We start from the raw sequence: 14,180 nt of genomic DNA on the forward strand, positions 1-14,180 counted from the left end.
ATGAGATTAAAGACAAAACGGGATTAATAGTCAAAGACCAAATTATAGTATTGACGGGAGTTAAGACAGCAATTAACTACCCCAAAGCAACTAAGGATAGTAGTGGTTTATGATCCAGTAAAAAGCAGAACTGACTTTCTCTCACCAACAACACATCTTGACAGCAGAAACAATATCGCAACTCTATAAAGCCAGATGGGAGATTGAGACCTTCTTCAAACAGATTAAACAAGTACTAAAATCAAAACTTTTATAGGCATGTAAGTCCCAATGCTATACTTATCCAAGTTTGGTCTGCTTTAATCACCATTCTCTTACTCAAATATCTTCAGAATAAGGCAAAGTATGCATGGCATCTGTCCAATTTGGTGGGACTTATAAGGGTAAATCTTTTTGCTAAAATAGATTTATGGTATTGGCTTAATCATCCTTTTATTAAAATGAAGCCTCCAGATAGCCAACAATTAAGCATTTTTATAACATGAAATCGGAGGGATAGATTTGACAAAACAACATTTTTAGAGCGTAACTTGCTCATTTTCAAAACAATTTATTGGTGTTTAAAAATATCTTGGACAGCAATGATTATCTCCGTAGATAATATCCCCGATGAATTAGGCTTTATTCAGGAAGGAATCAGCAATGTGTTCTCAAAGCTGTTTTTCAAGCAACTCTATGTGCACAACATCGGAGGAAACAGCGAGTACTCCTTCATCTTGGTGAGCAAATCCAAAATAGCGATTGACATTTCCAAAGGAGAAGACATTATTCTGGTGGTCAATCCGGGATATTCTTCAGGTTCTCCCAGCGAGTTTGATGTCAGCGCCAGGTACAGGTGGATATTAAAAGAAAGAATCGGTTCCTTTGAATTAGACACTTTTGATCATTCCCCATCTGCATTCTTAGACATTATCATCAGGGTGTTTGGGATAGATACTTCTGCCATCTTTCAATCAGCTATTTTTGCTTTTTATCATGAGGAAGATTACGAGGATGACCCATTGCAACAATTTGTTGAATACTTTAATATTCATTATTCTCCTGATACTGATTTAACACTTTCTTCTCACGATAGCTTAAACGAAATAATTGAAGACCTGCTCACTCAAATGAAAACAGGAGGGAATGATTATGACCCATTTACCGTAATATTTGATCTTTATATTGATTCAGGTGAAACCCTCGAAGAGAAACTTGCAAATATTGAATTACTGTTCAGAAACTTTTTTGGAGACTTTACTTTAGCATCTTTTAAGCAAATACTTTTCCCTCAGTTTTCTGTTTCGTTTCATGGGTTGAATATTGCACTTGAATTTCCCCGGTCATTATTGATTCCACTTAATTCAAATAATGACCGGATTGATGATGAAAAATCAAAATTAACCTTTACCGTTGGCTCACTTAACTTTGATAGTGACATTGGATTTTCGTTCAATGAAGAATCTGAATTCACTCTTGATAAATCTGAAATTTTAGAATCGGGTTTTGTTTTAGACGCTGATGGAATAAAACTATACTTGAGTAATGGACAAAACCTCCAGAACGCCCAGGCAGACGGACGAACTGAATTCAAAGGCATCTACATAGAAGAAGCCACGATAGGGTTGCCCAAAGACTGGACAGCAGACCCAAACAACCAAAATATAGAAATAAAAGGAAAAGAACTACTCATAGGCACAGGCGGAGGTTTTTCGGGCAAGATAGGCGTAGAGGGTAACGGCAAGCTCAAATTCAGCCTCTTGGGCATAGACATAGACTTCAGCTCCTTTTACGTTGAATTTAAGCAAAACGCGGTCATCTCCTCCGACATCAAAGGCAAGCTCACCATAGAGGGGTTAAAAGACAGCAAAGGCAATAATGCCGTGCTGGACTTCACCATAGACTGGAAAGCAGACGGATACACCATAAAAATAGAAAACACCAACGGCATTCAGCTACGGGTTCCCAATGTGGTGGACATCACTTTGTACTCGCTTTCCATTGGCAGGGTTGGCGGCAACCGGCATTTCAAGAGCAAAGGAAAAATAGACCGTGTAGCAGACATACCCCAACTGGGAGTGTTAATCCCACGCACCCTTGACTTTAAGAAAATAGAAATCAATCAGGGCGCAGCCAACGACTACGACATAGACATCAAATGGGAGGACGACATCACAGCTACTTTCAATGAAAATGGCTTAGACCTTGACTACGAGCATATCTTCCCTATCAACAAAACCGTCCTTAAAATCTTCACGCTTCATTTGATAAAATTTCAGGTTAAGTCAAACCGGAGCAACGGCATAGACATCACCACGCTCATAGATGCCGACCTGAACCTCGACCCGATTTTCGGAACTATACGTGGAGGAGGACTGAAAGCGGCTATCACCTTCCCCGAAGACGGAGGCAACTTAGGACCTGCCGACATTCAGTTCAGCCTTGTAACGCCCGACTCCATGGGAATTCAGATAAAAATACCCGGTATAAAAGGCGGAGGCTGGCTGAGACAGGACGAAAACGAAGAAGAATATACAGGCTTGCTCCACCTTGAAATTCAGGACAAGCTGAAAATCAACGCTTACGGCATACTCAACCTGAGGCTTCCGAGTGGAAAAGCGGGCTTCTCCATAGTGGGTATCGCCTCTGTGGAGTTCACCCCTGCCATAGACATTGCCATGGGGCTGAAACTAGGAGGAATAGGTGTGCTGTTCGGGCTGAACCGCTCTATGGACATAACCGCCTTGCAGGACAGCGTACGCGACAACACCCTGCAACACCTCATGTTCCCCGAAAAACCTGTCGAAAACGCCTCCACTATCATCAGCACTATGGGCAAAGTCTTTCCCGTAAACGAAGGACAGTTTACCTTCGGGCTGCTTTTGAAAGCGTATTGGGGAGGAGAAAAGCTCGTAACGCTCACTATGGGTATTATGGTAGAGGTTAAAAACCCTGTCAAGATAGCTGTTGCGGGTGTGCTTACTCTCTCCCTGCCCGATGAGAAAAACCCCTTGGTGCTAATCAATGCGGCTTTCCTTGCGGCTGTTGATTTTGACGCGAAAAAGTTTGCGCTCGATGCCAGAATTTACGATTCCAAAATCATGAATCTCTCCATTTCTGGAGACATACTTGCAAGATATTACTGGGGAGACACAGGCGGCTTCCTGCTGTCCATGGGCGGTTTCCACCCATCCTACATGCCTCCGCAACTGGATTTGCCCGCCAAAATAAACAGGCTTGCCATCAGCTTTATAGACGAGGCAGACAGAAAGCTCAAAGGAGAATTTTATATGGCTATAAGCTCCAACTCGGTGCAGTTCGGGGCGGCTCTGGACTTGTATGTCAAGCTTGCCTTGGGATATAGCCTCAAAGGAAGATTCGGGCTTGATGTGCTGATGTACACCCGACCCGAATTCTGGTTTTTGGCGGAAATGCACGTCAGCGCAGGAGTTTACAGAAAAAGCAAAAACAAACCTGCTGCGGGCATAAGCATAGACCTGTCCTTGCAGGGACCCAATCCCTATCACGCTAAGGGAAGAGGCTCTGTAAGCATTGGACCTCTTGAAATTTCCGGCAATTTTGACATCACGGTCGGGAAGAAAAGACAGATTGTGGCTTCGAGCGTCAATGTGTTTGCCATGGTGGAAGCACAGATTAAGGACAGCTACACATGGCAGTCCGTTCTGCCCGACCTGAACACCATTGATGTTACGCTCAGGGAGCTGAAAACGGAAGATCTGTCGGAAGGCGTGCTGATGCTTCATCCCATGGGCTGCTTGCAGGTGAAACAGGGAGTAGCCCCGCTGAACATATCACTCAACTGCTTTGGCAATGCAACCATTGAAGATGACGACAAAATCTGGATTCAGAGTGCTAAGATAGGCGCGACCACACTGCCATCCACCCCTGTCAGGGACAAGTTCGCACCAGCCCAGTTTTTCAATATCACAGAGGATCAGAAGCTGAAATCCCCCGCTTTCAGCGACTATCAGGCGGGAGTGGAAATTGGCGGAACAGATGCAGCGGACACCTGCTGCATAAGGATTAAAGACATAAATCACAGGACGATAGTGCTTGACAAAATGTTTGTTGTGGAAAGAGGGCTTACACCTGTTACCTCGTCCCGTTTCAACGACTCCATGCTGGGCGGAGCGACAGCAAGCTCCCCCGCTTCACAAGCCAAAACAACCGTACACGGCTTTATCGGCTCGGAAGAGAGCGTGCAGTACGAGGCAGACAGCTTTGTGCTGCTGTTTGCGGAAGACCATTCGGAAGCCTCCCCCAATGTCTTTTCAACCTACGAAGAAGCATTGGAAACACTCCGATTTAGAGCCGTTGAGTTAGATGTATATGATTCGGAATTACTAATAGCAAGACAAAGTGAAACAGTAGTCAGTTAAATAAAATACCATTATGAGCGAACCGGCAAAATATTCCTTCCTTCCGTACCTTAGAAAAGGGCTGACCACGTTTTTAACCACGCAGGATAACGGTTCTCCGGTAACTGCAAGGTCTTCCGTTACCATAAAGCTGAATATTCAGGGGAACAAGGAAGGCAACGCATTTGTTGACAAAGACGTAGAGCTTTACAGCCCTGCCGAAGTGGTGGGCATTAACCCCAATGCAGTTTTGAGAGCAGAACCCCATGACGGCTCAAGCGATTTTCTGGCGAATTATCTTCCCTTCATTGAGTTTTACGAGGAGGATTTCCCTTGGGCATACAACCCTTTCGCTCCTTCGGGTTCTGACCCCGACAAGAAGCTGAGACCCTGGGTTACCCTTGCGGTGCTGGAAGCGAAAGAATTTAAGCACATAACAATACCTAGCCCCGCTATGGGAGTGATAGAAATACAAGACCCTTCCGCTTCCCTGCCCCACCCTGAACAGCTATGGGCTTGGGCGCATGTGCATGCAAACCACGACTTTAATCAGGCGCAGATAAGCAACTCCATACAATCGCTTGACGAATTGCTGCAAACCAGCCCGAACAAAGCCGTGTCGAGAATACTGTGTCCGAGAAAGCTCGAAAAGGACACCTCCTACTACGCATTCCTGATACCTGCATACGAGCATGGCAGAAGGGCGGGATTGGGAATTTCCCTGGATTTGAACAACCATAAATCGCTCACTCCCTCATGGGACGAAACCGATACCACCACCCTTGACATTGAGTTCCCCATTTATTACGAATGGTATTTCAAAACATCAGAGCATGGCGACTTCGAATCATTGGTTGAAGAAATCAAGCCTGTGGTTTTAGAGGGCGACTCTATGGGTTTTCAGAAAGTGGACATACAAGAACCGGGCGACTCGGAATTTTACGCCATTACAGAGCCGCTTGACTCGCCCACTGTTGATTTGGGCGGAGTGCTAAGAACGCTTGACTACGAACCGTCAGAAGACGAAAGCTGGTCGGTGGAAAACATTGCATCGGGAACATACCTTGAACTGCTGAGGGAAAAGTTGAACTACGCTTACGAAATTCAGAAAAACCGACCCAATGAAGACCCGATAATAAGCCCCCCCTTATACGGACGTTGGCATGCAAAAAAGGGAAAAATAAGCGCTGACGCAGAAGACGACTGGTTCACAAGGGTAAACTTAGACCCCAGGTTCAGGATTTTCGCAAGCGCAGGGGCGGAAGTTGTTAAGAAAAATCAGGAAGCGTTCATGGCATTATGCTGGCTGCAAATTGACAAGGTAAACGAGGCGAACAAAATCCTGCGGCAGCTTAAACTTGCGGAAAGAGCCACTGTTTCAACCTATGAAAGATGCTTTGCAAATCAGAGCGATGACAACATTGTGCTGCTTTCAACATCATTGCACGACCTTATTTTAAATCAGGGCTTGACAGTCCATGCCAAGATTGACGAAAGCCATATTCCAAACGGAATTATGAGCGGAGCGTTCAGAAAGCTTATCAGGCAAAACGGCAGCTTTGCAAACGCTCTCGGCACAAGCTCCCTTGCGTTCACAGCCGACAATTTAATCAGCAACATAAACAATCAGGTAGTTATTGTGGCAAATGACTATGCCGCCCCCTCAGGGGCTTATTACCTGTCCACTTCCGTGCAGAACACATTTAACCAAACCTGGCTGACAGCGCAACCCGGCAGAAACAACTTTTACCTCACCAACCCCAGCCTTAACTTTTACCAGCCCGGAACAGGGTCGCTTCACACTTTGGTTGCACATAATTTCATGACGGCATCTGTGAACACAGTTGATAACCTGACCATGAGCTATGCCAACCCGGGTCAGGGGACTACCTTAGACCTTAGCGGCTCTGCAACTGCAATCATAGCGCAGTTAGACCCCACCCTAACCATACAAACCATTGCATCGGGTACAGTAAGAAGGGTTAACAATCTGGGGCAGCCTGTTCTCATCATCAGCTTAAACGAAATTATGGCTACGCCCAAAATAGAGCTTCCCATGTCGGGGTATTTGTATGACTACTCGCCCGACCTGCTGATACCGGGCATTAACTCCATTCCGCAAAACTCCGTAAGCACGCTGGGCATAGACCAACGATATGTGGAAGCCTACATGCTGGGCTTGAACCACGAAATGATGCGGGAACTGCTGTGGAGAGGCTACCCCACCGACCAGAGGGGAACAGTGTTTTCGCGGTTTTGGAGCAGCCCTGTAAGCTCGTTTGCAGAAGTGAGCGAGTCAGACAAAGCGAGGGTGATAAAAAACATACACCAATGGGGAGATACTACAGGCTTGGGGGGAAATTTCCCTGCCAATGGCTCAAACCCCGACAGCCTGATTATACTTGTGGTGAGGGCGGAACTGATTAAAAAATACCCCAATGCCTTTATTTACGCCCACAAAGCCGAATTTGAATTAGATGAACAATCCGAACCTGATTTGACAAAGAAAAGAAAGCTTTCGCAGCAAAGCGAAGCTGTAAAGCTACCCATATTCATAACCCAAATGGCGGACTTAGCCTTTTTTGGCTTTAACATAACCCCCAATGCTGCAAAAGGAAATCTCTCCGCAGCCTTAGGAGACCTCGAACCCGGCTGGTTCTTTGTCTTTAAAGAAATGACAGGTGAAATTAATTTCGGGCTGGATGTGGGATTAGATGACCCGCCATTTGGTAACGAATATGAATCTTGGAATGATGTTGATTGGGTATCTATTCAAGAGGATTTTATCAACACAGAAACAAATGTTTCTGTAGATTCTTTAGGGCAGCCCAATTATGTTCAACAGATAATTTGGGGTAGAAATGCTTCTGAAATGGCTTTTATTACATACAGGCAACCGACTATGGTAGCTTATCACTCAATCAATTTAATCCCATAAATCATGAAAAAGATAATTTTATATTCAGTTATTACCTTATTGACACTGGGAACAAATGCACAGCCCGGTACGCTGCTTTCCGCCAAAAAAATTGGAGAGGATAATAATTTTCAGTTTTTTGATACATTAAATAATCACTTTACTTTTGGCAGAAGTCTTTGCAACTTGGGGGATTTGGATGGTGATGGAGTTACAGACATTGCAGTAGGGGTAGTTGACCAAAATATTTCGTCTGGCGTAGTCTATATATTGTTTCTGAATTCTGATGGCGGAGTAAAATCACATACAAGAATAACAAGAAACGAAGGCGGATTAAACACGGCAAGCCCGAATGGTTTCAACGAATTTGGTCAGTCCATTGCCAGCTTGGGGGATTTGGACGGAGACGGAGTGGTGGATATTGCAGTGGGTAATAATGGTTTTAATCTTAGCTATGGAGGAGAAATTTATATCCTGTTTTTAAATGCAGACGGAACAGTGAAAAACCATTCCAGAATAGCCTCCAATGTGGGTGGATTTGCACATACCATTACCGGTGGTCAGAATTTCAGTAAAAGCATAGCCAATATTGGCGATATTGACGGAGATGGCGTGATTGATATTGCAGTTGGTAATCATAGAGATGGGGACGGGGGAACTCAAAAAGGTGCAGTATATGTATTGTTTCTGAATTCAAATGGAACAGTTAAAAAATTCCAGAAAATCAGCCAAACCAGTGGTGGGTTTACAGATACAATTTATTTTGATGGTTGGTTTGGTAGCTCTGTTTGTTCTTTTGAAAAAGGGAGATTTTTTGTTAGCTCTACCAAAGCACAATCACCTTCTGGCGCAGGTGCTATTTGGCTTCTTACTATTGATAGTAACGGCATGGTTCAAAATAGTAAGAAATATACTGATACCACTTTGGGCTTTAGCGATACTTTATCATCAAATAGTTCATTTGGAAGTTCTTTAGCCAATATAGGAGATTTAGACGGTGATAGTATTTCAGAAATCGCAATTGGGGCATTAGGCTATAATGATGTAAATAATGCTTCTGGAGCATTTTTCATCTTCTTTCTCGATATTAATGATAATATAAAAATCGTTAAAAGATATAGCAATTCTGCGGGTAACTTGCCATTTACATTTGATGAAAACGCTTTGTTTGGAACATCAATAATTTCTATTGGAGATTTTAACAAAGATAAAAAGCTTGATGTACTCGTATCATCATCTCGTGAAAATATCCCTTCACAAGTAAACAAAGGTCGCTTAAACCTGCTCTTTCTTGACGGCATAGAGCATGAATTGAGCGCAGGCAGGTTTTCAGCAGGCAGCAGAAGCATTACAGTATATCCAAACCCCGCAAACTCAAAAATTAAAGTTTCCATAAATGGCGGCACTCCCTACGAGGCGGAAATCCAAATCACGGATATTTCAGGCAAAATATGTATGAGCCTGCAAGGTTTCAGCCATAACAACGAGGTTGATGTAAGCCCGCTAAAAGCAGGTGTTTATTTCATTCGCCTGCAAACCGCAGAAGGAGCTTTCCAAGCCAAATTAATCATTAATCACTAACCCAAAAGAGAAAAAACTATTTTATATTTGCAAAGATATGACACGTGAAATAATTATAGAACGGACAATCAGGGCAATAAACCAACTGCCCGAAGACAAGGCGAAAGAAATATCCGCCTTTGCCGACTTCATCATCAAGCGTTTTGAAGAGCAGCAATTAACCGAAGGTCTGCAAAAATTAGTTGCTCAAAGCGAGGCGTTTGGCTTTTTAGATGAGGAAGAAGACCTCTATTCAGAATCTGACCTAAAAGAAGTTTTCAATGGATAAGGGAGATATTGTGCTGATAAACTTTCCGTTTACCGACCTTAGCGGAACAAAGCTAAGACCTGCCGTAGTGCTTGTAGCCACAAGCCTTGACCTCACGGTCTGCTTTGTTACAACCCGAACAGACCGACAGGAAGGGACAGATGTATTAGTTGCGCCAAGCGCAGCAAACGGACTTAAAAAACAATCCCTGATACGGACAAGCAAAATTGCAACATTGGACATTACATTGGCAAAAGGGCTTTTAGGGAAATTGGCGCAAAAAGAACTGTCATCACTTAATAACAACCTGAAATTATTGCTGCAATTGGAATAACAGAAAAGGACGGTTGTCCGCCTGAAATATTAAATATAAACCCAAAAGAGAAAAAACTATGACTTTCAGCACCATAAAAGCAAATCTCACCTCTCAGGAAACAAACAGGAGAGCCGCAGAAGAAGCATTACCCCCCCCCAACTAATATCCTCTTCCAAATAAAGGATACTTTCATCAGAGGAAATATTGGAACTAACATCTATAAATTCGCCCTCTACGGATACCCAATCAACAGATAATTTGGAGCAAAAATGCTTCTAATATGGCATTTATTACATACAGGCAACCGACTATGGTTGCTTATCATTCAATCAATTTAATACCTTAAAATCATGAAAAAGATAATTTTATATTCAATTATTACCCTATTGACATTGGGAACAAATGCCCAACACGGCACATTACTCTCTGCTAAAAAAATAGGAGAGGATAACAACTTTCAGTTTTTTGATACAATTGCAGATATACGGCAATTTGGGAGAAGTGTTTGTTTTATTGGCGATTTGAACGGAGACGGAATTGATGATATTGTGGTAGGTGCGCCTTATACCTCAGTCAATAAGGGGGCGATATGGTTTTTGTATTTAGATGCAGACGGACAGGTGATAGGCGAAAGAAGAATAAGCGATACCACATCAGGTTTTGGACATCTTCTTAATGATGATTGGTTTGGAACAAGTATTACAAACATAGGCGACATAGACGGCAACGGCTATGACGACATAGCAGTAGGCGCGCCACATCAAACGGCTTCTTCAAGTCAAAACGGTTCTATATACATTATATTGCTTGAAGCACAAGGTAAAGTCAAATCTTATTCAAGAATTAACGACAACAACAACCTGTTTGGCAGGGCGCATAGGCATTTGGGTTACAGTGTAGCAAACATAGGCGATATAGACGGAGACGGGAATACTGACTTAGCCGTTGGAGAGTCAGGCTACCAAAGTTCGCGGGGGGCAGTATGGATTTTATTTCTCAACAGCAATGGTACGCTGAAAGGTGTACAGGAAATCGGCAAGGATAAAGGTGGATTCACGGATTCTTTTAATGTTGATTCTCGATTCGGTTACAGTATAACAAGCTTGGGTGATATAGACGGAGACGGAGTAAATGATATAGCCGTAGGAGAAATGGGCTATATAAATCCTGATTCTTCGGGTAATTTTTATGGCAGGGCTTGGGTGTTACTGCTTAATGCAGACGGCACAGTAAAGAAAAATATAGAAATAGGCAACGGAAAAGGTGGGTTCACAGGAGATATAAAAAGCGGGGACAGATTCGGTTGGTCGGTTTCCAGAGTGCCTGACTTGGACGGAGACAGTGTACCTGAACTTGCAGTTGGTTCAACAGGCTTTGATGTTGCTTCGGGTTCGGGAGCGATATATATCCTATTCCTGAAAGGCGTACCGCAGGTAAGCGTGCCGCACATAGCCGCTCCCATCTTTCAGGCACAGGCATACCCCAACCCCGCAAACAGCACTCTGCACATAAACCTGATCCAAGCGCAGAGCGGGGCGGTTGCTGTTCAGTTGCTTGATATACAGGGCAGAGCCGTCAAAACCCAACATTTCCCCAATGCCTTTGAGGAAATGCAACTTGATATTTCAGACATCAGCACCGCAGGGCTGTACCTGCTAAGAATAGAACATAAGGGACAAATAGTAAATAAGAAAATAATGATAGAATAAAACCTCCTCACCCCCAGCCCCTCTCCTTTGGAGAGGGGCTGGGGGTGAGGAAAATGGGGACGATTTTCTGCCGCAATGCCTCTAAGGTAATGATACATGCAAGCAATATGTTAAACCCAAGTGAATAAAAATAACTAATATGAAAAACAAAAAACATTTCACAGGAACAACAAGGGCGGTTGAGCATATTCGGGTGGCTGAGGCTCTCGAAGCCACCCGCTCAATAAGGGAAACCACCCGCAGAACCACAGCCGAACAGTGGCTTCGAGAGCCTCAGCCACCGTTCGGAATAACAGCAAGACTAAAAACATTCTTTGCTGCCTTAGCTTTTACCGTACCGCTTTTTTGTTTCTCACAAGAAAACGGAGAAGTAAAGAGTATGCAGATTAATACAGTGAATTTGGCAAGCACTGTTAGTTATGGTGCATCTGTTGCATCTTACAATGGAAATATAATGATTGCAGGTTCGCAAAATGGAACAGGTAACGGAGAGGTTTTTATTCACAAACTTAATTCCAACGGAACTATACAATCCACTGTCAGAATAACCCGAAATGTGGGTGGCTTTGGCGACCACAATATTTCAGGTCACGCATTTGGTTGGGCAGTAGTAAATATTGGGGATTTGAATGGCGATGGAATAGACGACATTGCAGTAGGCGCACCTAATTTTAATAGTCAGAAAGGTTCTTTATGGTTTTTGTATTTAGATGCAGATGGACAAGTGATAGGAGAAAGAAGACTAAGTGATACTACCGCAGGATTTCAACATTTATCTAATCAAGATAGGTTTGGTAGAAGTATAACAAATGTAGGCGACATCGATGGCAATGGTTACGATGATATAGTGGTTGGCGCACCTTATCAAAACCATTCAACAACTGATAACGGCTCTGTTTATATCATTCTATTAGAAAAATTCGGTGTAGTTAAATCCTATACAAGAGTAAATGATAATAACTCGCTATTTGCTCGTTCACATTGGAATTTTGGACAGGGTGTAGCAAATATAGGAGATATAGATGGAGATGGTAATACGGACTTGGCAGTTGGTGAGCCGGGCGTAAATGAAGCATTATGGATTTTGTTTCTCAACAGTGATGGCACACTCAAAGGTGTACAGGAAATTGGGGAAGGGAAAGGCGGGTTTACCGATTCCTTTAATGTAGGTTCTAATTTTGGACATGATATAACCAATCTTGGGGATATAGACGGAGACGGAGTAAACGATATAGCCGTAGGCGAAATGGGTTATACAAACTCTGATTCTTCGGGCAACCTCTATGGCAGGGTTTGGGTGCTGCTGCTCAATGCAAACGGAACAGTTAAAAAGAACATAGAGATAGGAAACGGTACAGGAGGCTTTACTGGAAATATTAAAAGTTTTGACCGCTTTGGGTGGTCTGTAGCCCGCTTGCCAGATTTGGACGGGGACAGTGTTCCTGAGTTAGCTGTTGGCTCAACAAATAGCGATGCAGCCACAGCAGGCTTAGGTGCGGTGTATATCCTTTTCCTCAAAGGAGTTCCGCAGGTGAGTGTGCCGCACATAGCCGCTCCCATTTTTCAGGCACAGGCATACCCCAACCCCGCAAACAGCATCCTGCACATAAACCTGAGCCAAGCGCAAAGCGGGTCTGTATCCCTGCAACTGCTTGACATACAGGGCAGAGCCGTCAAAACCCAACATTTCCCCAACGCCTTTGAGGAAATGCAATTAGATATATCAGACCATTGCTGTCCAATATATTTTTAAACACCAATGAAACGATTAGAAAATGAGTAAGTTACGATCTAAAAATGTTGTTTTGTCAAATCTACCCCTCCGATTTTATGTTATAAAAATGCTTAATTGTTGGCTAGCTGGAGGCTTCATTTTAATAAAAGGATGATTAAGCCAATACCATAAATCTATTTTAGCAAAAAGATTTACCCTTATAAGTCCCACCAAATTGGACAGATGCCATGCATACTTTGCCTTATTCTGAAGATATTTGAGTAAGAGAATGGTGATTAAAGCAGACCAAACTTGGATAAGTATAGCATTGGGACTTGTGCCTATAAAAGTTTTGATTTTTAGTACTTGTTTAATCTGTTTGAAGAAGGTCTCAATCTCCCATCTGGCTTTATAGAGTTGCGATATTGTTTCTGCTGTCCAAGATGTGTTGTTGGTGAGGAAAGTCAGTTCTGCTTTTTTTACTGGATCATAAACCACTACTATCCTTAGTTCTTTGGGGTAGTTAATTGCTGTCTTAACTCCCGTCAATACTATAATTTGGTCTTTGACTATTAATCCCGTTTTGTCTTTAATCTCATTTTCTTTTACCACACTGTATTGTATGTTTTTCTTTAATCTGCTTACAAACGTAATCCTTCTGCTGTCCAAAACATTCAGCCAATTAAAATCTACATAAGCTCTGTCCATAACCAAAACAGAGCCTGAGGGAATATTAAGTGTTTTTGCTATTGCCACATCGTGTTTAAGCCCGTCTGTCATGTGCATGTAAACAGGAAGGCAGGTGTCGTAATCTAATACAGTATGAAGCTTTATTGCTCCTTTTCTTTTGCGGTATTGAGCCCAATCAAACAAACTTAAGCAAAGAGAAATAACGGTGGAGTCTACTATGAAAATTTTACGTTTCAGCATTCTTGCAAACTGTCGTTTCTTTTGAAGTCCGCTATTGAGCGAGTTGAAAAGTTCAAAATAAAGATCCTTGAAAACTTGCCAATTGCGTTGTTGATTTTGATAAGAAATGGTGGATTTACTCGGTGAACATGAAACTCCTAAGTGATTTAAATTACCAGTAGCACTCTTAAGTCCATTCGATATTTCTCTTACACTATTTGCCTTGGCAAATTGACAAAACAACATTGACACTAAATGAGTCCAAGTGTTCACGCCTTTGCAGTGTCTGTCAGAGTCGTGGTTGTTTACAATTTTTGTGAAAGAATTCCTGTCTATTAAGCCAAGAATTTGAGAAAACAGATTTACATTTGTCGTGGGCATGGTGTTTTTTTTTGTACACCCCAAAATAAATGTTTTGGGTTAAAATTT

The 14,180-nt window shown here is 42.8% G+C and carries 8 protein-coding genes; 7 read left to right on the forward strand and 1 reads right to left on the reverse strand.

Annotated elements, in window-relative coordinates:
* Positions 1-581 precede the first annotated feature (581 nt).
* The 7 genes from M9892_05170 to M9892_05200 all read left to right on the forward strand — a co-directional run bounded on the left by M9892_05170 (position 582) and on the right by M9892_05200 (position 12,881).
* Positions 582-4,379, forward strand: coding sequence for a hypothetical protein (locus tag M9892_05170; GenBank protein ID MCO5253743.1), 3,798 nt, complete (start codon positions 582-584; stop codon positions 4,377-4,379).
* Positions 4,380-4,392: 13 nt separating this feature from the next.
* A complete protein-coding gene (locus tag M9892_05175; GenBank protein ID MCO5253744.1) occupies positions 4,393-7,296 on the forward strand; it encodes a hypothetical protein in 2,904 nt (967 codons plus the stop codon).
* A 3-nt stretch (positions 7,297-7,299) separates the two neighbouring features.
* A complete protein-coding gene (locus M9892_05180; GenBank protein ID MCO5253745.1) occupies positions 7,300-8,856 on the forward strand; it encodes a T9SS type A sorting domain-containing protein in 1,557 nt (518 codons plus the stop codon).
* A 37-nt stretch (positions 8,857-8,893) separates the two neighbouring features.
* Complete coding sequence (locus M9892_05185) at positions 8,894-9,124, forward strand: hypothetical protein (protein MCO5253746.1); 231 nt, start codon at positions 8,894-8,896, stop codon at positions 9,122-9,124.
* Positions 9,117-9,437, forward strand: a complete 321-nt coding sequence (locus tag M9892_05190) for a type II toxin-antitoxin system PemK/MazF family toxin (protein ID MCO5253747.1) — start codon at positions 9,117-9,119, stop codon at positions 9,435-9,437. Before M9892_05185 ends, M9892_05190 begins: the two co-directional genes overlap by 8 nt.
* Positions 9,438-9,769: 332 nt before the next feature.
* A complete protein-coding gene (locus tag M9892_05195; protein ID MCO5253748.1) occupies positions 9,770-11,128 on the forward strand; it encodes an FG-GAP-like repeat-containing protein in 1,359 nt (452 codons plus the stop codon).
* Between the two features lie 139 nt (positions 11,129-11,267).
* Positions 11,268-12,881 (forward strand): FG-GAP-like repeat-containing protein, encoded by a 1,614-nt coding sequence (locus M9892_05200; GenBank protein ID MCO5253749.1) that lies wholly within the window; start codon positions 11,268-11,270, stop codon positions 12,879-12,881.
* A gap of 75 nt (positions 12,882-12,956) precedes the next feature.
* On the opposite strand, the gene M9892_05205 is transcribed toward M9892_05200, so the two are convergent.
* Positions 12,957-14,132: an IS4 family transposase gene (locus tag M9892_05205; protein ID MCO5253750.1), complete on the reverse strand. Its 1,176-nt coding sequence runs from the start codon at positions 14,130-14,132 to the stop codon at positions 12,957-12,959.
* Positions 14,133-14,180: the final 48 nt, after the last annotated feature.

The organism is Bacteroidota bacterium (assembly GCA_023957335.1).
Taxonomy (GTDB): Bacteria; Bacteroidota; Bacteroidia; order NS11-12g; family UBA955; genus JALOAG01.